This window comes from Micromonospora sp. NPDC051227, from assembly GCF_044455385.1.
In the GTDB taxonomy this organism is placed as follows: domain Bacteria; phylum Actinomycetota; class Actinomycetes; order Mycobacteriales; family Micromonosporaceae; genus Micromonospora.
Map to the genome: position 1 here is coordinate 46,019 of NZ_JBITET010000022.1, position 19,090 is coordinate 65,108.

The window sequence follows — 19,090 nt, forward strand, 5'->3', positions numbered from 1 at the left end:
GCGAGACCGGCCAGAAGGAAGAGGAAGACCTGTGACCTTCAGCGAGAACGTCCGCTCAGCCTTCCGGCGTGGCGAGACCGACGCCGTGGTGCGGATGAGCGAGGCCGAAATCGAGCGGGCCCAGGCGGCCGGTGATCTGGCGGGCGAGGTGGAGGCCCGGTACAGCCTCGCCCGGGTCGCCATTCGCGGCGGTGACCTGGCGGGGGGAGAGGCACGGGCCCGGGAGGCTCTCGCGGTGGCGTTGCGCTCCGGCGACCGGGCCCTGGAGGAACGACCGAGGCACGTGCTGGCCGGCGTGGCGAGGATGTCCGGTGACCTGCTCCGCGCTCGGGACCTGTACCGGGAGAGCATCGCGCTCAACGAGGCGCTCGGCCAACCCAAGACGGTCAACTCCGAATTCCACAACCTCGCGTTCTGCGAGTTGGGGCTGGGCAACCTGGACGTGGCCCGAACGCTGTTCGCCGAGAACCGCGAGCGGGTGTTCCACAACTGTTGGGCCGACTTCGTGCCGTACGTCTGCGTCGCCGGTGCCGCGCTCGCGACCGCCGAGGGGGACCACTCCCGCGCGGCCAGGATGATCGGTGTCGCCGATGCTGCGTTCGCGGCACTCGGCCAGGTGCCGGACCCGGACGACGCCGTGGACCTCGCCAGGATGCGCGCCGCCGCGACCGAGGCGCTGGGCACGACCGACTTCGACGAGCAGTACGCCGTGGGCCAACTCCTCGAACCGCGGGCGGCGTTCGGCGCCTAGGCCGCCTCGGGGGAGGCCGAGGCTCGGGCAGCGGTGATGATCCGTCCCCGCTCCGACTCTCCGAAGCGGTCGAGCATGGCGCGTACCTCGTCGGCGCTCACGTTGGCGCCGAACAACTCGCTGCCCGGTTCGAGTCGTACCCCCTCGGCCAACGGCCCGGCGACGACCGGGTCGAAGCCGAGCGCGTCCACCAGGGCTGCGACCTCGGTGAGGTCGCCGCGGTCGTCGCCGGCGATCGCGATGGCCTTACGGCCGGTCGCCCCCGCCGGCCGGGCCTCGTCCTCCAGGTCGTGATAGCCCATGTGGTTGAACGCCTTCACGACGCGTGCGCCGGACAGGAACGCCTGGACGGTCTCGCTCGACGAGGTACGCGGGTTGGTGAGGTCGTCGCGGATGCCGTCGATCTCCCACCAGTAGTTCATCGCATCGACGACGAGCTTGCCGCGCAACGCCTCCGCGGGAACGCTGCGGTACTTGCCCAGGGGCAGGGCGAGGATGACGACGTCGGCGTCGGCCGCCGCGTCGACAGCCGTGGTGGCCTCGGCCCCCGGCGCGAGGACCTCGACGGTGAGGGCGATCTTCGCCGGGTCGCCGGAGCCGGCCACCCGTACCCGGTAGCCGGCGGCGACGGCGAGACGGGCGAGCACCGTGCCCACCTTGCCGGCCCCGAGGATGCCGAGTGTCGCCGGCCGGCTCCGGTCGTTGTCGAACATGGTCGTCCTCTCGCTTGGGGAGTGCTGATCAGGCCAGCAGTTCGCGGACCATGGGGATCACCTTCGAGCCGTAGAGTTCCACGGCGCGCATCCGGGCGCTGGCCGGTTGCGCTCCGGCCGAGTAGATGAGGTCGAACCGGCCGACGCCGAGGCTGTGGATCGCACGGGCCATCCGGCGGGCCACCGTCTCCGGTGAACCGATGTAGAGGGAGCCGTTCTCCACCTCGGAGTCGAACTCCTGACGGCGGATCGGGGGCCAACCCCGCAGTTTGCCGATCCGGTCTCGCATGATCCGGTAGTGCGGCCAGTAGATCTCCTTGGCCTGCTCGTCGGTGTCGGCGATGAAGCCCGGCGAGTGCATGCCGACCGGGTGCGCGGTCGTACCGAGCTGATCGGCCGCCCGGCGGTACAGGTCGATGTAGGGCGCGAAGCGCTCGGGGGCGCCGCCGATGATGGCGAGCATCAGTGGCAGCCCGTACTGGGCGGTGCGGACGACCGACTGCGGCGAGCCACCCACACCGACCCAGGTGTCCAGGTGACCCGATTCGGTCTTCGGGAACACGTCGGCGTTCTCCAGCGGAGCGCGCAGGGTGCCGCTCCAGGTGACTGGCTTCTCGTCCAGCAACTTGACGAACAGTTCGATCTTCTCCTCGAACAGCGTGTCGTAGTCGCGCAGGTCGTAGCCGAAGAGCGGAAACGACTCGGTGAACGAGCCGCGACCGAGGATGACCTCGGCTCGGCCGTTCGACAGCGCGTCCACTGTGGCAAAGCGTTGGAACACCCGCACCGGGTCGTCCGAGCTCAGCACTGTCACGCCGGAGGCCAACCGGATCCGCGAGGTGCGGGTGGCGATTCCGGCCAGCACCGTCTCCGGTGTGGAGACCGAGTACTCCGGCCGGTGGTGCTCGCCCAGGGCGATGACGTCGACCCCGAGTTGGTCGGCGAGCACGGCCTCGTCGACGACCTGTCGGATCGCCGCCGCGTGGGTGACGAGCTTGCCGGCGTCGTCCTGCGGCACGTCGCCGAAGGTGTCCAGGCCGAACAGCAGATCAGACATTGTTGGGCTCCTTAGCCAGCAGCTCCCGGACCCGCGGCGCGACCTCACTGCCCAGCAGTTGGATGGTGCGCGCGCGTGCCTCGCGGGGCAGGTGCATGATGTCGTACTTCAGGTCGAAGCGGCTCAGTCGCAGGTCGCGAGCGACAGTGGCAATCTTCTGCGCCACCGTCTCCGGTGAACCGACGAAGAGCGCCCCCTGGTCGATTTCGGCCTCGTAGCGCGCGCGGTCCGGTTTGTAGAAGCCGCGTTCGGCGGCCAGGGCCGCCACGACCGGCTGCCAGTATCGCCACCACGTCTCCACCGCCTCCTCGTCGGTGTCTGCGACAAGGCCGAGTGAGTGCTGCCCGATTGGCTGGAGGGTATGCCCGAATTGTTCGAGCGCCCTGGTGTAGAGGTCGACGTGGCCGGCGAAGCGCTGGGGACGCCCGCCGATGATCGCGAGCATGAGCGGACGTCCGTGCCGGGCGGCGCGGATCACCGAGTTCGGGCTTCCCCCGACACCGATCCAGGTCGGGATGCCGCCCGGCTGCATGCGTGGGTGCAGCCGCTGAGCGGTCAGTGGGGTTCGCACCGTGCCGGACCAGGTGACCGGTTCGTCCTGCTGAAGCCGCAGGAAGAGGTCCAGCTTCTCCTCGAACAACCGCTCGTAGTCGGCCAGGTCGTAGCCGAACAGCGGAAACGACTCGGTCGCCGACGCGCGGCCGAGGACGATCTGGGCGCGGCCGTCGGAGACGGCGTCGAGGGTGGAGAACTCGTGGTAGAGCCGTACCGGGTCGTTGGTGCTGAGCACTGTGACCGAGGTGCCGAGGCGAATTCGCTCGGTCGCCGTAGCGACCGCCGCCAGCAGCACGGGGGTCGCCGAGTCGTTGTGGCCCTCGCGGTAGTGCTCACCGACGCTGAACACGTCGAGTCCGGCCGACTCGGCGAGCCGTGCCTCGTCCACGAGCAGCCGTACGGTCTCGGCGTCGCTCAACACCCGATCGCCGTCGGTGGCCACCTCCCCGAACGAGTTGAGCCCCAGCTCGAAGTCTGCAGCTGCCATCGTCTCCTCCTCGGTGCAATCCGCCGGCGGCCCACGGACGAGGACCTACCGGTTGACGTGTCAATGATGCTAACTTGGCGATTGACACGTCAATTCCCGGGAGAGTGAGATGACGGAGGCCACACCCGGCCGGCGGGGCGGACGCCAGCTCCCGACCGTCGAGGAGCTGCGAATCTGGCGGGACTTCATCGAGACGACGGCAGCGCTCGGCTCCCGACTCGAGTCCCGACTACAGGGCGACTCCTCGCTCTCGACCGGGGACTACGCCGTGCTCCTCGCCCTCAGCGAGGCGGAGGGCCAGGCGATGCGCTCGTCCGCACTCGCCTCCCACATCGGGTGGGAGCGGAGCCGGCTCTCCCACCACCTCGGGCGGATGGAGCGGCGCGGCCTGATCCGCCGCCAGGAGTGCGCCACGGTTCCCCGCGGGGCGGAGGTGCTGCTCACGACGGCCGGCGCCGAGGCGTTCAGGGGAGCCACCTTTCCCCACCTGCGCGCCATCCGGGAGCTCTTCGTCGACGCCCTCACGCCGGAGCAGATCGTCGCGGCGGGCGAGATCGCCACGGCGCTGAAAGCGCGCCTCGACGCTCTGCGTACGCAGTGACGCACTGGGACGCCTTCCCGGCAACATCGCGTCCATGACGGGGAGTGTTTGGGCGATTGCCGAGAGCTATGTTCGGGTGGTCCAATCCTCCAGAAAGCCGCCACCCCGCCAGCCCGGCAGGGAATGGCGACGGCTGCGCCGCCCGGAGGTACGTCCATGAGCGAGACCGCCACCGCAGAGGCCCACCGCTTCAATCCCGGCAAGCCTCACCCTGGGCGTACGGAGTCGGTGCTGCCGGAGCTGCGGGAGATGTGGTGGGAGACGGGAGTCCGGGCGCGCGCGGAGGCCGGCGTCTTCGCCGTCTTCGCGGAGTTGCCCAGGCTCGTCTGGACAGCCATCGGTATCAGTTGGCGCGCGGACCGGCTCCGTACCGGTGTGGTGGCCGCGGCCACGGTCGGCGCGGGGGTGATGGCCGCCTTCGGCCTGTTGGCCACGCAGCGGGTGTTGGTGGAACTGTTCGCCGGCGGACCGACCGCGGACAAGGTGCGGGCGGCGCTGCCCGCGTTGGCCGTGCTGGCGGCGACGGTCGCGCTCCGCGCCGGGATGGGCATCGCCACCGGGTACGCGCAGAACGGGTTGACGCCTCGGGTGAGCCGTGAGGTGGAGCGGGGTCTGTTCGAGGTGTCCACAGCGGTCCGGTTGGAGGCGTTCGACGCCGACGCGTTCGCCGATGACATGGAACGCGCCTCGCGAGGCACCGAGTCGACGATCGGGCTGGTGCAGGCGTCGATGAACCTGCTCGCCGGGCTGGCCGGGCTGCTCGCCGTGGCGGCCGCCGTCATCGTCATCCATCCGCTGCTCCTGCTGGCGCTGCTGGTCGCCACGGTGCCCACCGCGTGGGCGTCGCTGCGGGCCGGGCATCTGCGCTACCAGACGTACACCGCCGGATCGGTGCGTCGACGTCGACTGTGGCTGCTGCACAAGTTGATGGCCGAACGTGCCTCGGCCCCGGAGTTGCGCTCCTACGGGCTGCGCCGGTTCCTGCTCGACCAGTACGACCGGGTGATGCAGGTGGAGACCGACATCCAGCTCGCCCTCGCCCGGCGGGTCACCACGACCACCACTGTCGGAGCCATCGTCGGCGGTCTCGCGACCGGCACCGTCTACGCCCTGCTCGGCTTGCTGCTCCTCGACGGGCAGATCCCGCTCGCCGCCGCGGCGACCTGTGTCATCGCGGTGCAGTCCGCGCAGCGGTCCCTGGCCATCGCCACCTTTCAGGTCGACCACGTCTACACCGAGGGGCAGCACTTCGGCGACTACACCGGGTTCATGACTCGCGCCGACGCCTACCTGCCGACCAGCACCGGACCCGTTGCCGCGGCCGATCCTGATCGGCTGCGGGAGTTGACAGTCAACGAGGTGAGTCTGCGCTACCCCGATCGGGACGACCCCGCCGTCGACGGCGTCACGTTGACGATCACCGCCGGGCAGACTGTCGCGTTCGTCGGGGAGAACGGCTCGGGCAAGACGACCCTCGCCGCGATGATCGCCGGTCTTCGCGCCCCCAGCGAGGGCAGTATCGAGTGGAACGGGCGCCCGTTGTCGGAGTGGAACGTCGAGAGGCTGCGCGCCCGGATCGCGGTGGTGACGCAGGAATACCACAAGTGGCCGTTCACCGCGGCCACGAACATCGCCATCGGCGACGTCGACAGCGAGGCCCGGCAGGATCGCATCGAGGCCGCCGCCGGCCGCGCCGTCGCCCACGACATGATCAATGAACTTCCGCACGGGTACGAGACGCTGCTCGACCGGACCTTCGCGCGAGGCCAGGACCTCTCCGGTGGGCAGTGGCAGCGCATCACCGCGGCTCGCGGGTTCCTGCGCGACGCCGAACTGCTGATCATGGATGAGCCGTCCTCCGCGCTCGACCCCCGCGCCGAGGACGCCCTGTTCCAGACCATCCGGGACCGGAGAGGTCGTGCCACCACGATCCTCATCACGCACCGGCTCGCCAACGTCCGGCACGCCGACCGGATCTTCGTCCTGCACCACGGTCGGCTCGTCGAGGCCGGCACACACGCCGACCTCGTCGCCACCGGCGGCCGGTACGCCGAACTGTTCGCCCTCCAGGCCGCCGGCTACGACGCGAACCTGGCCGAGGGCCACCGGCACACCTGAACCGTCCGGTCGGACCTTCTCCCGCTGGATCGCGGGAGGCTAGGCTTCGGCCCATGTCAGGGTGGCGGGGCCGGACGGCGGACGTGGCCCTGGTGCCCGCCGTGGGTCTGGTCGCCGTCACGGGCCTGGTGGTCCAGTCGCGCGGCATCGACACCGTCGCCGAATGGGCGGCGCTGCTGGTGGTGCTGCTCTCCGCCGGCGCGCTGTACGTCCGCCGCCGCCACCCGGTGCCGGTGGGCGTCGTGGCGCTGGCTGCCATCGGCGCGTACGGTGCGTTGCTGCACCGGCCCGGCCCGATCATGTTGGTGTTCGTCGTGGCGCTCTACACCGTCGTCGACGAGGGATATCTCGCGGTCGCCATCGGGCTCGGTCTCGCCTCGGTGATCGCCTTCGCGGTAGCGGACAGCTACAACCGGTCCCCGAACACCATGAACGGGGCGACGCTGCTGCACGCCGGTTGGCTCGTCGCGGTCATCGTCGGCGTGACCCGCAACCGCCGTGCCTACCTCGCCGAGGCACAGGCCCGAGCGGTCGTCGCCGAGCAGCGGATGGAGGAGGAGGCCCGGCGACGGGCCACCGAGGAGCGGCTGCGCATTGCCCGGGAGCTGCACGACGTGCTCGGCCACCACCTGTCGTTGATAAACGTGCAGGCCAGCGCCGCGTTGCACCGACCCGACCCGGTTCGGTCCGAGCAGGCCCTCACCGCGATCAAACAGACCAGCAAGGAGACGTTGAGTGAGTTGCGTGCGACCCTGGGTGCACTGCGGCAGGCTCCGGCGGTCGTGCCCGCACCCGGTCTGGACCGCCTCGGCCATCTGATCAGGGCGGCCACCCGGCCGGAGTTGGAGATCCGTACCGAGCTGGCCGAGACGCGGTCGCTACCGCCGGAGGTCGATCTGGCGGTGTATCGGATCGTCCAGGAGGCGCTCACCAACGTGGCGCGTCACGCGCGTGCCACCACCGCGGTGGTCCGGGTCCGGCCCGATCACGACGACGTGCTCGTGGAGGTCGAGGACGACGGCACCGGCCAGCCGGGTTCACCGGGCAGCGGGATCCTCGGGATGCGCGAGCGGGCGCGGGCACTCGGCGGTTCGTTGACCACTGGCGCGCAGCCGGACGGGGGCTTCCGGGTCCGTGCCCGTCTGCCGATGCGACCCGACCCGGCGCCGGTGGGGGAGCAGCTGTGATCCGGCTGCTTCTCGTCGACGACCAGACCCTGGTACGCGCCGGCTTCCGGTCCATTCTCGACGGCGAGGACGGTCTCGAGGTGGTCGGCGAGGCTGCCGATGGATTCGAGGCGGTGCGGCTGGCCCGGCAACTGCGACCCGATGTCGTCCTCATGGACATCCGGATGCCCGGGCTCGACGGCCTGGCCGCCACTGGTGAGATCGTCGCGAACTCCGATGCTCGCGTCATCATTCTGACCACGTTCGACCTGGACGATTACGTCTACGCCGCGCTGCGTGCCGGTGCCAGCGGCTTCCTGGTCAAGGACACCGAGCCAGCGGAGCTGATCCACGGAGTGCGGGTGGTGGCCCGGGGTGACGCGCTGATCGCGCCGTCGATCACCCGACGGTTGATCGCCGAGTTCGCGGCCCGGGCCAAGCATCCCGACCCTGGGCCGCGACTGAGCGTGCTCACCGAGCGGGAGCGTGAGGTGCTGACGCTGGTCGCCGCCGGCCTCTCCAACGACGAGATCGCGGCGCGGTTGGTGCTGAGCCCGGCGACCGCCAAGACACATGTCAGCCGGATCATGACCAAGGCCCATGCCCGGGACCGAGCACAGTTGGTGATCCTCGCCTACGAGTCCGGTCTGACCGTGCCTGGTTGGCTCGCTCGCTCCTGAGCACCACCATCGGCTCGTCGGCCGAAACGACCACCGGCGGGCCAGCCTCCGGATGGAACGAGATCAGCCAGGCCGATCCCACGCCGAAACCGGTCAGGGTCAGCCCGCCAGGCGGCCGGTGCGGCGCGCGCGAAGCAGGGCCAACCCGCCGAGCACCACGCCGGCCAGTCCGACCGCCAGCGCCACATAGGCCCCGCCTCGCCCGTTGCCCGTGCCGATGCCACTGTCGGAGGTGGCCACCACCAGCCCACCCAGCGCCATGCCGACCAGCCCTGTCGCCAGGGCCAGGACGGCTCCGAGGCTTCCCGAGCCGGTACCGAGCCGACTGGCGGGGCGGGCAAGAGCCAGTCCTCCGATGACGGTGCCGACCAGCCCCAGCAGGACGGCCACGCTGGCGCCGAGACGCCCGGAACTCATGGACAGAGCATCGGCAGCGGTCGGCTGGGCCGAGACGTGCGCGGCTGCCGGTGCGGCCAGCTCGAACCCTGCGAGCGGGGCGGCTACGGCGGCGGCGAGCAGGTGGCGGACGGACATCGTGGATCCCCTCGGTCGCGTGACGGGTACAGGTGGCAGCCTAGGAAGCGAACCGCTGGTGAGTCGTCATGCCGGAGTTGCCGATGGGCCTACCACCCGGGATGTACGCGTTCGGGGCGTCGTACCGCAGCAGTTGTCTTCCGGCCCGGCAGCGCATCACGATGTCAAGGAGTCGCTCTCCGATCTGGGCTCCAGCATCACCACTGTGGTTTCCGACGATCGCCGCGCCGCGTGGGCGTCGAAGTTCCTGTCGGCCTCGCGCCAGCGTGGCCACAGTCGGGACCGCTCGTCTTCGGTGGCGGCACGGCCGCGGACCAGTCGCCGCCCGTCGGCGAGTTCGACTGACGCGTCCGGGCGGGCCTGGAGGTTGAGCCACCAGGCGGGGGCGCCCTCGCCCCACCCGTTCATCGCCACCCCGACCAGGTTCGGGCCATCCTCAAAGTAGGCGATGATGACGTTGCGCTGCTGACCGGTACGGCGTCCGGTCGTGGTCAGCCGCAGCGTGCCCCACCGGTGCTCGCGCGGTCGCCACAGCCCGACCCGGCTGCCGGTGACCCGGTACAGGCCCCGGTGCACCGACCAGGCCAGCCGGATGAACCACCGCGGCGGAAGCCACGGCGCCTTCGTTCCCTGACCATCCGACATGACGACCTCCTTCACCGAACAACGTTGATGGGCCGGGTGGCTGCTTCACGCGGTCGCGACCACCACTGTGGACCGAGAGCCTCAAGTCTTCCGGCGCGAGCGCGACTCGCGTCCGGGTGTCCATGATTCGACCGAGGATCGAACCGATCGGTGGAAGCCCCGCGCCGGTGGTGGGCGGACGTGCGGGTTACCGCTGCCAGGCGTCGATGACGCGTACGCCGTCGCGGACGACCCGGTCCAGGATGGCGGGGTTGCCGCTGGTGCCCTCCCACCCCTGGTCGTCGAAGACCGTCACCGCGCTGTCGACACGGGTCACCGCGATCTGGCTGGACGCGGTGTCGCCGGTGCGTTCGCCGTTCAGGTTCGTCTCGGGCCAGGTCCGGGTCAGCAGCAGCGCCTCGTCGCCGACCCCGGGCAGTGCCTGACTCTTGACGGTGACGCGGTTTCCGGACTGGTCGTACGAGGGGCACGCCTGCACGGCAGTGCGGAGCCGGCCCAGGTAACCCGATGCGCCGTCGCCGTCGAAGGTGAAGATGGTCTGGTGGATCATCCCCTGCGGCACGTTGCTGGAGGGCTCGCCGGCCTTCTGGTAGGTGACGGTCATCGCGGCGCTCGCGGTTACCTGCCTGCCGCCGGTGCCGAACTCATTGCCGCACAGCTTCGGCAGGGCCTCCTCGACGGGAGTCGTCCGTCGAGGAGACTTCCGCAGCTCGGCGGGCAACTCGACGAAGGCGGAGGTCGGGATGGTCACCGGGGTGCTCGTGCTCGGCGATGGTGGGTCTGTCGGAAGCGCTGACGCCGACGCGGTGGCCGGTGCGGTGGTCGCCGGGGCCGAGCCGGGCGGATCCTCGGTGGCGGTGCAGGCGGCGGCCAGTGCGACGGTGCCGAGCAGCGCGAGCGCGCGTCGCGTACGGGCCATCGGCAGTGGTGTGTATCGGCTCATCATCACCCCTCGTCTGTCCCGAGGCAGTTCCCTGCCCGGTGTCGACCGAAACGACCACGCGACGCCTCGGGCATCGGCCGGACCACGAGAATTTCTGTGTCGTCGCGTCGCCGTGCCGCTAGGCTGCCCCGCATGACCAGCGTGATCGCTCAGTGCACCGGACTGTCGTGTGACGTCCAGGTCGGTGCGGGGCGACGCCGGCGATCCGTCGCCCGCCCGCGCTGACCTGTTTCCTGCGACCGGCGGATCGAGCCGCCATTTGTTCGCTGGTCGTCCTCGGTCCGCCATCTCCCCGTCAACGGCTCGCGTGACAGCGCGGGTCCGAGCGAGATCGGCGTACTCATGGATCTTGAAAAGATGTTGTCCGACCGGCTGGCACCGGCGTTCGCGGCGGTGGCCGGCGGCCCGGTCGACCCGCTCGTGCGGCGGTCTCCGCGTGCGGACTTCCAGTCCGACGCGGCGCTGGCCCTGGCCCGGCGGCTCGGCCGCCCGCCGCGGGACATCGCCGCGGCGGTGCTGGCGCACGCGGTGCTCGACGACGTCGGCGTGTCGGCGGAGGTCTCCGGGCCGGGTTTCCTCAACCTGACGGTTGCCGACGGGGCCCTAGCCGACCTGGTCGCCGGGCTGGCGGGGGACGCCCGGCTCGGCGTGCCGCCGACGGCGACGCCGCAGACCGTGGTGGTCGACTACTCGGCGCCCAACGTGGCGAAGGAGATGCACGTCGGGCATCTCCGTTCCACAGTCATCGGCGATGCGGCGGTGCGGCTGTTGGACTGGCTCGGGCACCGGGTGGTGCGGGCCAACCACCTGGGTGACTGGGGGACACCGTTCGGCATGCTGATCGAGCACCTGATCGACCTCGGTGAGGCCGAGGCCGCGCAGAACCTGTCGATGGGGGACCTGGACACCTTCTACCGGGCGGCCCGGATCAAGTTCGACGCCGACGAGGCGTTCCGGGAACGGTCCCGGCTGCGGGTGGTCGCGTTGCAGGGCGGCGACGAGCGGACCCGGCGGTTGTGGCGGCTGCTGGTGACGCAGTCGGAGCGGTACTTCCTGACCGTGTACGACCTGCTCGACGTGACCTTGTCCGAGGGCGACTTCCAGGGCGAGAGCGCCTACAACGACCTGCTCGCGGGGGTCGTCGACGACCTGGACCGGCTGGGGCTGCTGGTGCCCAGTGGTGGGGCCGACTGTGTCTTTCCGCCCGGGTTCAGCGGCCGGGACGGCGAGCCGTTGCCGCTGATCGTGCGCAAGAGCGACGGTGGGTACGGCTACCCGGCCACCGACCTCGCCGCGCTGCGGCAGCGCGTCGGTGAGTGGGGTGCGACCCGGCTGCTGTACGTCGTGGGCCTACCGCAGCGGCAGCACTTCGCGATGGTGTTCGCCGTTGCCGAGGAGGCCGGTTGGCTCAATCCGCCGGCCCGGGCCGAGCATCTGGGCTTCGGCTCCATCCTCGGTGCCGACGGGCGGATGCTGCGCAGCCGGGCCGGTGGGTCGGTGAAGCTCGTCGGGCTGCTGGAGGAGGCGGTCGCCCGCGCCACCGACCTGGCCCGGAGCAGGAACCCCGAGCTGGACGCCGGGACCGCCGACGAGATCGGTCGTGCGGTGGGCATCGGCGCGATCAAGTACGCCGACCTGTCCGTCGATCGGACCAAGGACTACGTCCTGGACTGGGAGCGGATGCTGGCGCTGGACGGCAACACCGCGCCCTACCTCCAGTACGCGTACGCCCGGATCCGGTCGGTGCTGCGGCGGGCCGGAACGGCCGCGCGGCCGGACGCGCCCATCGTGATCGCGCAGCCGGCGGAGCGGGCGCTCGCGGTCGAGCTGCTCGGCTTCGCCGGGGTGGTCGGCGAGGTGGAGCGGAGTCTCGAGTTTCATCAGCTCGCCGGTTACCTGCACCGGCTCGCGACCGCGTTCAACGCGTTCTACGAGCACTGCCCCGTGTTGCGTGCCACGGACGAGCTGCGGGAGAGCCGGCTGCTGCTGGCCGAGCTGACGGCCCGGACCCTGCGGCAGGGGCTGCACCTGCTCGGCATCCGCACGCTGGAGCGGATGTGACGAGCCCGCCTCCCGGACCGGTCAGCGCGCCCTCTTCGTGGCCCGCTTCCGGGGCGGCGTCAACAGGTCGGCGATCTGCGCGATCGCGGCGGGCACCAGGCGGTAGTACGCCCAGACCCCGCGCTTGTCGCGTTCGAGTAGACCGGCCTCGGTGAGGATCCGAAGGTGATGACTCACCGTCGGCTGGGAGAGGTTGAGCGCCGAGGTGAGGTCACTCACGGACGCCTCACCTTCCGGCGCGGACTGGATCAGGCTGAGCAACCGGAGTCGCGCCGGATCGGCGAAGGCCTTCAGCACCCCCGCTAGCCGTTCGGCATCGGCCCGCTTGATGGGATCGCCGGTGAGCGGCGAGATCGCAGGCATGGCAGTTTTCGCAGTTCCCACGCCTGCCATAGTGACACCAACACCATCAATAAACCGGCAGATCCGGCACCAGCCCTCCGATGGCGTCCGGATGGCGCAACGGAACCGCCGAACGTGAGTCGAACGTCGACGTCCGTGGTGGCACACGGGCCGTGTGGAGCTTCGAGAAGCTCCACACGGCCCTGGGCCTCAACGGCGGGGTCTGGGTGCGATGCGGGGCAGGACGTACGGCGGCCCTGCGAAGATCAAATCGGACTTCAACTCCTGGTACGCCCGCTTGGGCTGGTAGTTCTCGTCATAGATGGTGGCCAGGCCCTCCGGCGGGTCGTCGAACCAGCCCGGCACCCACGAATGGTTGTCACTGAAACCCCAGACCGTGTACGACAGGCAGCTCCGCACGGCGAGGCACGCCTTCATCAGCACGCTGAAGTTTGCGGCCGACGCCTGTAGCCGGGGGTTGATCTCCTCCGAGTTGCCGGCCTGGACGCCCTCCGTCAGCTGGCTGCGGACGTCGACCTCGGTGAACGCGGTAGCGACGCCGAGCCCGCTGAACTTCTTGAGCGCGGCGGTCACCTGGAGGGTGTCGAAGTTGCCGTACTGGGTGCCCAGGTGCCCCTGGGAGCCGACACCGTCGATCGGGACGCCCTGGGCCCGCAGGCTCTTGGTCATGTCGTACACGAACTGGGTCTTGTCGTCCGCCGGGTTGCCCGAGCCGAACGCCTCGATGTTGTAGTCGTTGTAGAACAGCAGGGCCTTGGGGTCGGCGGCTCGCGCCCAGCGGAACGCGTCGGCGATGTAGCCGGGCCCGAGGTTCTGCGCCCAGAAGCCCTTGTAGTGCAGGGTCGACGGGGTGTCCCACGGGTCGCTGACCGCCTCGTTGACCACGTCCCACTGCCAGATCTTGCCCTTGTAGCGGTTCACGACGGTGGTGATGTGCTTGCGCAGCAGCTCGCGCAACTCCTGCTTGCTGATGGAGCCGTCGGCGACGCCGCTGGTCAACCAGGCGGGCAGCTGGTTGTGCCAGACCAGCACGTGACCGCGCACGCTCTGCCGGTTGCGCTTGGCGAAGTCGACGAACTGGTCGGCCGGACCCCAGTTGTAGGCGCCGCGGGTCGGCTCCAGGCTCTCCCACTTCATCACGTTCTCGGCGGTGACCGAGGCGAACTCGGAGGAGACCAGCTTGCGGTACTGCGGGTCGCTGGCGTCGTTGAGGGCATCCATGTTGACCGCGGTGCCGACGTGCAGGCCGTGGCGCAGGCCGAGGGTGCCGAGGCTCTGCGTCGTGGGGTCGTACGGTCGACTCGCGGTCGCCGGCACCGTGTTCAGCGTGGCGATGGTCGCGACGGCGACCAGGCCGACGGTCGACCACTGTCTTAACTTCATGTGCCTTCCCTTCCAGACGATCAATAGATAGATGTCGATCTAGGAGGTGAGGGTTCGGTGTTGACGGACGGGGAAGCCGACTGGGTCGGCTGAGGCCGGTAGTTCCGGCCGGAAACCGGAAACTTGCTCGAAACGTTAAGCCGATCTATGTCTGGGCGTCAACGCTTAAAACTTCCGGAAATTCATCACATGACCTGCCCAGCGCTGAGTGGCTGGCGGTCGAAACTTTCGGCGACCGGCGACCGGCGACCGGTTCGCGTGGTGAGGTCATCGCGGCGCACGCCACCAGGCATCGTCGACCCGGTGGCCGACGATGCCTGGTGGCGCTACGGAAGAGTGATCAGCGCAGACCGGCGAAGAGGTCGTCCTCGGGGGTCGGTGCGCCCGTCCGGTCCCGGACCCGCACGAAGGTCTCCACGCCCATCAGCTCGGTGAACCGCTCCTGGCCCAGTTGCAGGAAGAAGATGTTCTCGGTCTGACTGGCGTGCGTGGCCAGCGCGTCGAACTTCTGCGCGCCGTACTTGCTCGTGTCGACCCAGGTGGTGATCTCGTCGTCGGGCAGGCCGAGCTGCGGCCCCGGTTCCGTCGCCGCGTCCGGGTCGGCCCACTCGACGCCGAGCTCCTTCATGATCCGGCCGAACTCCGCGAACGCCGTACGCGGCACCGTGGTCCAGTAGACCTTCGCCGGGACGTCCGTCTGCTCGACGGCGGCCATGGTGATCCGGTGGGCCTGGATGTGGTCCGGGTGGCCGTAGAAACCGTTCTCGTCGTACGTGACGATCACGTCCGGCTGGTACTGCCGAATCAGCTCGGCGAGCCGAGCCGCCGCCTCCGCCACCGGTGTCGTCCAGAATGCGCCGGGCAGGTCGTTGGTGGGCCAGCCCATCATCCCGGAGTCGGCGTAGCCGAGCGTCTCCAGGTGGGTGACGTTCAGCGTGGCGCAGCTGGCCTCCAGCTCGGCCTGGCGCATCGCCACCACGGCCGCCGGGTCGTGCCCCTCCTCGCCCGGCTTGACCCCACCCGGGCCGTCCCCACATCGTCCGTCGGTGCAGGTCACGAGCACGGTGGTGACCCCCTCGGCGGCATAGCGGGCAAGGACGCCGCCGGTGCTCGTCGCCTCGTCGTCGGGGTGGGCGTGCACCGCCATCAGGGTCAGAGGTCGCTCAGCCATGCCATCACCCTACGGTCATCCGGCTACGCCCCCACGACCTCCACCGGGAGCGTCCGCGGGAGCGGGCATCTTACCCAGGTCGGCCTCGGTAGAGCGGTCCTTGTGTGAACGGCGCTCAGGCTCCGGGCAGGTCGCTAGATTCGGGCCTGATCGGCACATCCGAGCAGGTCCGGACGCGGGGAGAAGTCGATGGCTAGGGCCACTGACGGGTTCACTGACCTGCGACAGATCGACGCCGGAGTCCTGAACGTCGGATACGTGGACGCCGGGCCGCCCGACGGGGACGCGGTGATCCTTCTGCACGGGTGGCCCTACGACATCCACAGCTTCGCCGACGTCGTGCCGCTGCTCACTGCCGCCGCTCAGCGGGTCGTCGTCCCGTACCTGCGGGGTTACGGCACGACCCGGTTCCTGTCCGACGACACCATGCGAAACGGCGAACCGGCGGCCATGGGGCTCGACCTCATCGCCCTGATGGACGCACTGAACATCGACACCGCGAAGCTCGCCGGGTTCGACTGGGGCGCACGGACCGCTGATGTCGTCGCCGCGCTGTGGCCGCAACGCTGCCGGGGTCTGGTCTCGGTGAGCGGTTACCTGATCGACGGGCAGAAGTCGGGCACGGTCCCGTTGCCGCCGAAGGCGGAGTTCGCGTGGTGGTACCAGTACTACTTCGCCACCGAGCGCGGTCGGGAAGGGTACGACAAGTTCCGACGCGACTTCGCCAAGCTGATCTGGCACACCGCGTCCCCCAGGTGGACGTTCGACGACGCGACGTTCGACCGCAGCGCGGCGGCGTTCGACAACCCCGACCACGTCGACATCGTCATCCACAACTACCGCTGGCGGCTGGCCCTCGCCGACGGCGAGCCGCAGTACGAGGAGATCGAGGAGCGCCTGGCCGCGAAGCCGAAGATCACGGTGCCCAGCATCTCGCTGGAGGGCGATGCCAACGGTGCGCCGCACCTGGAGCCCGCCGTCTACGGCAAGCAGTTCGCCGGCCCGTACGAGCACCGGACCGTCGGGGGCGGTGTCGGGCACAACCTGCCGCAGGAGGCGCCGCAGGCATTCGCGGACGCGGTGCTGGAGGTCTGAGTCGCTAGCCTCCCGGTCGCCGGGGCGTCGGACGTTCCACCCGCACCGGATCGCCGCGAACCAGCCCGTCGTGGATGCGCCACCGGGCAGTGGTGACGGCACGCCGCGCCGCTTCGTCGCCCTGCTCGATGCGTTGGCGCAGCAGGTCCAGGGCGATCCGGCGGTTGAGGCTGAACTGCCGCTCCTCGTCCACCACGACCACCAGGCCCGAGGGGCGGTACGTTGCGCGTACCGCCGTGCTGGCCTTGTTCCGGTGCTGACCACCCGGCCCGCCGGTGCGGCAGGCGACGATGTCGACGTCCGCCTCGCGAAACGTCGTCGGCGGAGCGTCGCGTTCGGGCGGCTGGGCGGTGACGTACCAGTTCTTCCGGCCGGTGCCCGAGCGGTACGGGCTCGGGGCCTGCCAGCACAGCGTCCCGGTCCACGAGGCCGCGAACGCCTGGGCGTCGACGCCGGAGATCCGGATCAGGACCGACCGGTAGGTGCCGGCGCGGTCACCGGGAATCGCCTCGACCTGCTGGATCGTCAGACCTCGGCGGACGCCCTCGCCCCGCAGACGGTGTAGCAGTTGACTCAGTGCCCAGGCGCACTCCTGCGGCCCACGTCCGGCCGACATCAGCAGGAACGTGGTCACGAGCGGCCTCGCCGGCCGCGGTGGCCCCGCCGCTCTGAGCGTGCGGCGGACCCGAGGTCGGGCGTCTTGTAGGTGACCAGGGGCGTCGTGCTGACCACCGGTGTGGCCAGCCGGTGTTCGACCAGGTCGGCGATCACCTGCTCGATGCGCTTGTACGCCGTGGGCGCCTCCTCGAAGAGCAGCTGCCGGTCACCGCACACCACCAGCGAACCCACCGGGGTACGGCGTAGCTCCTCGACGGTGTGCTTGGCCCGGCCCCGCCGCAGGGCGTCGGCGCGCGACATCTTGCGGCCAGCGCCGTGGGCCACCGAATGGTTGGCCTCCGGCCCGGCGTGCGCGGCCACCAGGTAGGACGCCGTTCCCCGGGTGCCGGCGATCAGGACATCGCGTCCGTCACCCGGCGCCGCGCCCTTGCGGTGCAGGTAGATCCCGTCCCGAACCTCGACCAGGTTGTGGCACTCATCGACGATCGACGCGGTGGGCTCGGCCCCCAACGCGTGCGCCACCCGGGCGGCCAGCACCCGGCGGTTGAGCGAACCCCAGCGCACGGCGTCGTCGTGCATGCCCAGGTAGGCGGCGGGGTCGGGCGCCGCCCCGGCGCCGTGGACCTCGGTGTGCGCCCGCAGGATCCGCTCGCCCAGACCACGGGAACCGCTGTGCACGATCAGCACGAGATCGCCCGCGTCGAGCCCGAGCCGGCCTGCGTGCCGTACATCGAAGACGGTGTCGACGCGAGCCAGCTCCACGAAGTGGTTGCCCCGGCCCACCGTCCCGAGGCCGTCCAGGTGACCTGCCGGAACGTCACCGTCGACGGCGGCCCAGGCGGGGTGGTCGGCGTCGCCTACCGGGTCGAGCGCCTGGTCGAGGTCGGGGAACCGGGCGGCGAGCCGTTCCGGTACGACCCGCTTGAGCTTGATCGGAAACACGGCGATGCCGCAGCCGATGTCGGAGCCCACCAGGAACGGGTACAGCACCGTCGACGCCATGGCCGCGCCGATGGGCGCGCCCTTGCCGGGATGCAGGTCCGGCATCGCGGCGACGTGCCGCATGCCGTCCAGGGCGGCGACCTGTTGGCACTGTGCGAGCGCGTCGGACTCGATCCAGCTCGCGGGAGAGGCGAATACCGTGACGGTGGCCGGGGCGGACGGGGGCAGGGGCTCCCGAGGGAGGTGGTGCGGGGACAAGGGGGCTCATCTCTGGCTGCGAACGTGAAAGCGGACGACGCCACGGCCCCCGGGGGGCATCACCGGTGGCGCGGAGCAGGGGGTGGAGTCCGTCAGTACGTCATGGACGTCACTCTGGCCGAGGCGCGCCAGGCACGACAACTGATTTTCCTTCACGACGTACGCTGCCGCGATGAGCGCACCGCGTCGCATCCTGATCTACGGGGTGTACGGCTCCGGCAAGTCCACCCTCGCGGCGCGGTTGGCCGAACACCTCGGACTGCCCTGGTATCCGGTGGACGACCTGCTCTGGCAACCGGGCTGGGTCGAGGTGCCGGTCGCCCAGCAACGCAGCCGGATCGAGGAGGTCTGCCGACGGGACCGCTGGATCATCGACGGGGCGTACCACGGCTGGCGCGACGTCCCGATGGCCCGCGCCGATCTGGTGGTCGGCCTGGACTATCCGCGATGGCGTTCGTTCGGGCGGTTGCTCAGTCGCACCGTCCGCCGGGTGGTCACCGGCGAGGTGATCTGCAACGGCAACCGCGAGTCGCTGAGCAGTGTGCTGTCCCCGGACTCGATCCTGGTGTGGCACGTCACCGCGTTCGGCCGGGCCCGACGGCGGATGCGGGCCTGGCATGCCGACCCGTCCACGCCGCCCGTGGTGTTACTGCGCTCCCCGGCGGAGCTGGACGTCTGGCTGCGCGGGCTGCCCCACCGGTGAGGGCGTGCGGACCCGCTACGTGGTGCGCCTCGGCGACGCCCGGCCACGGATCCTGCTCCACCTCTCGCACGAGCGCGAGGACGACGCCATGCGCGAGTTGGAGCTCAGTGGCTGACCGTCCGTGGCGAACGCGTCGTCGGGCCCCCCCCCCGGGGGGGCGGGGCCCCCCCGGTAAGGTGGGCCGCCGGGGGCACAAAGGGCGGGCCGCCCGAGATGGCGACCCCGGGGGAGCCCCGGGCCCGCCAA

General features: G+C 70.4%; 19 protein-coding genes. 8 read left to right on the top strand and 11 right to left on the bottom strand.

Annotated elements, in window-relative coordinates; all coding sequences use genetic code 11:
* Positions 1-31 precede the first annotated feature (31 nt).
* Entirely contained in the window at positions 32-751 is a 720-nt protein-coding gene (locus ACIA47_RS31490; protein WP_396711999.1) for a tetratricopeptide repeat protein, read from the top strand.
* On the opposite strand, the gene ACIA47_RS31495 is transcribed toward ACIA47_RS31490, so the two are convergent.
* From ACIA47_RS31495 to ACIA47_RS31505, 3 genes are read right to left on the bottom strand one after another with little or no spacing between them, the layout of a single operon-like run.
* Positions 748-1,464, bottom strand: a complete 717-nt coding sequence (locus tag ACIA47_RS31495; RefSeq protein WP_396712001.1) for an NADPH-dependent F420 reductase — start codon at positions 1,462-1,464, stop codon at positions 748-750. The two genes, ACIA47_RS31490 and ACIA47_RS31495, sit on opposite strands and share 4 nt — an antisense overlap.
* Positions 1,465-1,492: 28 nt before the next feature.
* Complete coding sequence (locus ACIA47_RS31500; protein WP_396712003.1) at positions 1,493-2,521, bottom strand: LLM class flavin-dependent oxidoreductase; 1,029 nt, start codon at positions 2,519-2,521, stop codon at positions 1,493-1,495.
* A complete protein-coding gene (locus ACIA47_RS31505) occupies positions 2,514-3,563 on the bottom strand; it encodes an LLM class flavin-dependent oxidoreductase (RefSeq protein WP_396712005.1) in 1,050 nt (349 codons plus the stop codon). The genes ACIA47_RS31500 and ACIA47_RS31505 overlap by 8 nt, the downstream gene beginning before the upstream one ends.
* Positions 3,564-3,672: 109 nt before the next feature.
* On the opposite strand from ACIA47_RS31505, the gene ACIA47_RS31510 reads away from it, so the two are divergent.
* From ACIA47_RS31510 to ACIA47_RS31525, 4 genes are all read left to right on the top strand, one after another.
* Complete coding sequence (locus ACIA47_RS31510) at positions 3,673-4,164, top strand: MarR family winged helix-turn-helix transcriptional regulator (RefSeq protein WP_396712007.1); 492 nt, start codon at positions 3,673-3,675, stop codon at positions 4,162-4,164.
* A 249-nt stretch (positions 4,165-4,413) separates the two neighbouring features.
* Complete coding sequence (locus ACIA47_RS31515; protein WP_396712029.1) at positions 4,414-6,282, top strand: ABC transporter ATP-binding protein; 1,869 nt, start codon at positions 4,414-4,416, stop codon at positions 6,280-6,282.
* A gap of 53 nt (positions 6,283-6,335) precedes the next feature.
* Positions 6,336-7,469 carry a sensor histidine kinase gene (locus ACIA47_RS31520; protein ID WP_396712009.1) on the top strand — a complete coding sequence of 378 codons (1,134 nt, stop codon included), beginning with the start codon at positions 6,336-6,338 and terminating at the stop codon, positions 7,467-7,469.
* On the top strand, positions 7,466-8,128 hold the full coding sequence (locus ACIA47_RS31525; protein WP_203118629.1) for a response regulator transcription factor: 663 nt from the start codon (positions 7,466-7,468) through the stop codon (positions 8,126-8,128). The genes ACIA47_RS31520 and ACIA47_RS31525 overlap by 4 nt, the downstream gene beginning before the upstream one ends.
* Positions 8,129-8,227: 99 nt before the next feature.
* Here the strand turns inward: ACIA47_RS31525 and ACIA47_RS31530 are convergent, their stop codons facing one another.
* From ACIA47_RS31530 to ACIA47_RS31540, 3 genes are all read right to left on the bottom strand, one after another.
* Entirely contained in the window at positions 8,228-8,662 is a 435-nt protein-coding gene (locus tag ACIA47_RS31530; protein ID WP_396712011.1) for a DUF6223 family protein, read from the bottom strand.
* Positions 8,663-8,818: 156 nt separating this feature from the next.
* The gene (locus ACIA47_RS31535) at positions 8,819-9,307 is read right to left on the bottom strand and encodes a nitroreductase/quinone reductase family protein (protein ID WP_203118625.1); all 489 of its coding nucleotides are present in this window, start codon (positions 9,305-9,307) and stop codon (positions 8,819-8,821) included.
* Between the two features lie 187 nt (positions 9,308-9,494).
* Positions 9,495-10,250: a hypothetical protein gene (locus tag ACIA47_RS31540; RefSeq protein WP_396712014.1), complete on the bottom strand. Its 756-nt coding sequence runs from the start codon at positions 10,248-10,250 to the stop codon at positions 9,495-9,497.
* A gap of 342 nt (positions 10,251-10,592) precedes the next feature.
* Here ACIA47_RS31540 and argS point away from each other — a divergent pair, with 342 nt between their 5' ends.
* Complete coding sequence (gene argS, locus ACIA47_RS31545) at positions 10,593-12,311, top strand: arginine--tRNA ligase (protein WP_396712016.1); 1,719 nt, start codon at positions 10,593-10,595, stop codon at positions 12,309-12,311.
* Between the two features lie 21 nt (positions 12,312-12,332).
* Here argS and ACIA47_RS31550 read toward each other — a convergent pair whose 3' ends face one another.
* The 3 genes from ACIA47_RS31550 to ACIA47_RS31560 all read right to left on the bottom strand — a co-directional run bounded on the left by ACIA47_RS31550 (position 12,333) and on the right by ACIA47_RS31560 (position 15,228).
* Entirely contained in the window at positions 12,333-12,674 is a 342-nt protein-coding gene (locus ACIA47_RS31550; RefSeq protein ID WP_030333934.1) for a helix-turn-helix transcriptional regulator, read from the bottom strand.
* Between the two features lie 189 nt (positions 12,675-12,863).
* Positions 12,864-14,057 carry an endo-1,4-beta-xylanase gene (locus ACIA47_RS31555; protein WP_396712018.1) on the bottom strand — a complete coding sequence of 398 codons (1,194 nt, stop codon included), beginning with the start codon at positions 14,055-14,057 and terminating at the stop codon, positions 12,864-12,866.
* A gap of 340 nt (positions 14,058-14,397) precedes the next feature.
* Positions 14,398-15,228 carry a PIG-L family deacetylase gene (locus tag ACIA47_RS31560; RefSeq protein WP_203118603.1) on the bottom strand — a complete coding sequence of 277 codons (831 nt, stop codon included), beginning with the start codon at positions 15,226-15,228 and terminating at the stop codon, positions 14,398-14,400.
* 189 nt (positions 15,229-15,417) lie between these two features.
* On the opposite strand from ACIA47_RS31560, the gene ACIA47_RS31565 reads away from it, so the two are divergent.
* The gene (locus ACIA47_RS31565; protein ID WP_396712021.1) at positions 15,418-16,323 is read left to right on the top strand and encodes an alpha/beta fold hydrolase; all 906 of its coding nucleotides are present in this window, start codon (positions 15,418-15,420) and stop codon (positions 16,321-16,323) included.
* 4 nt (positions 16,324-16,327) lie between these two features.
* Here the strand turns inward: ACIA47_RS31565 and prfH are convergent, their stop codons facing one another.
* Complete coding sequence (gene prfH, locus ACIA47_RS31570; protein WP_396712023.1) at positions 16,328-16,957, bottom strand: peptide chain release factor H; 630 nt, start codon at positions 16,955-16,957, stop codon at positions 16,328-16,330.
* Complete coding sequence (locus ACIA47_RS31575; RefSeq protein WP_396712025.1) at positions 16,954-18,141, bottom strand: RNA ligase RtcB family protein; 1,188 nt, start codon at positions 18,139-18,141, stop codon at positions 16,954-16,956. Before ACIA47_RS31575 ends, prfH begins: the two co-directional genes overlap by 4 nt.
* 172 nt (positions 18,142-18,313) lie before the next feature.
* Here ACIA47_RS31575 and ACIA47_RS31580 point away from each other — a divergent pair, with 172 nt between their 5' ends.
* A complete protein-coding gene (locus tag ACIA47_RS31580) occupies positions 18,314-18,844 on the top strand; it encodes an adenylate kinase (protein ID WP_396712027.1) in 531 nt (176 codons plus the stop codon).
* Positions 18,845-19,090: the final 246 nt, after the last annotated feature.

What these genes read in the sequence shown, in the direction of transcription:
- ACIA47_RS31495 (WP_396712001.1), bottom strand. Translation starts at nt 1,464, where the DNA reads ATGTTCGACAACGACCGGAGCCGGCCGGCGACACTCGGCATCCTCGGG.
- ACIA47_RS31500 (WP_396712003.1), bottom strand. Translation starts at nt 2,521, where the DNA reads ATGTCTGATCTGCTGTTCGGCCTGGACACCTTCGGCGACGTGCCGCAG.
- ACIA47_RS31505 (WP_396712005.1), bottom strand. Translation starts at nt 3,563, where the DNA reads ATGGCAGCTGCAGACTTCGAGCTGGGGCTCAACTCGTTCGGGGAGGTG.
- ACIA47_RS31510 (WP_396712007.1), top strand. Translation starts at nt 3,673, where the DNA reads ATGACGGAGGCCACACCCGGCCGGCGGGGCGGACGCCAGCTCCCGACC.
- ACIA47_RS31515 (WP_396712029.1), top strand. Translation starts at nt 4,414, where the DNA reads ATGTGGTGGGAGACGGGAGTCCGGGCGCGCGCGGAGGCCGGCGTCTTC.
- ACIA47_RS31520 (WP_396712009.1), top strand. Translation starts at nt 6,336, where the DNA reads ATGTCAGGGTGGCGGGGCCGGACGGCGGACGTGGCCCTGGTGCCCGCC.
- ACIA47_RS31530 (WP_396712011.1), bottom strand. Translation starts at nt 8,662, where the DNA reads ATGTCCGTCCGCCACCTGCTCGCCGCCGCCGTAGCCGCCCCGCTCGCA.
- ACIA47_RS31535 (WP_203118625.1), bottom strand. Translation starts at nt 9,307, where the DNA reads ATGTCGGATGGTCAGGGAACGAAGGCGCCGTGGCTTCCGCCGCGGTGG.
- ACIA47_RS31540 (WP_396712014.1), bottom strand. Translation starts at nt 10,250, where the DNA reads ATGAGCCGATACACACCACTGCCGATGGCCCGTACGCGACGCGCGCTC.
- argS (WP_396712016.1), top strand. Translation starts at nt 10,593, where the DNA reads ATGGATCTTGAAAAGATGTTGTCCGACCGGCTGGCACCGGCGTTCGCG.
- ACIA47_RS31550 (WP_030333934.1), bottom strand. Translation starts at nt 12,674, where the DNA reads ATGCCTGCGATCTCGCCGCTCACCGGCGATCCCATCAAGCGGGCCGAT.
- ACIA47_RS31555 (WP_396712018.1), bottom strand. Translation starts at nt 14,057, where the DNA reads ATGAAGTTAAGACAGTGGTCGACCGTCGGCCTGGTCGCCGTCGCGACC.
- ACIA47_RS31560 (WP_203118603.1), bottom strand. Translation starts at nt 15,228, where the DNA reads ATGGCTGAGCGACCTCTGACCCTGATGGCGGTGCACGCCCACCCCGAC.
- ACIA47_RS31565 (WP_396712021.1), top strand. Translation starts at nt 15,418, where the DNA reads ATGGCTAGGGCCACTGACGGGTTCACTGACCTGCGACAGATCGACGCC.
- ACIA47_RS31580 (WP_396712027.1), top strand. Translation starts at nt 18,314, where the DNA reads ATGAGCGCACCGCGTCGCATCCTGATCTACGGGGTGTACGGCTCCGGC.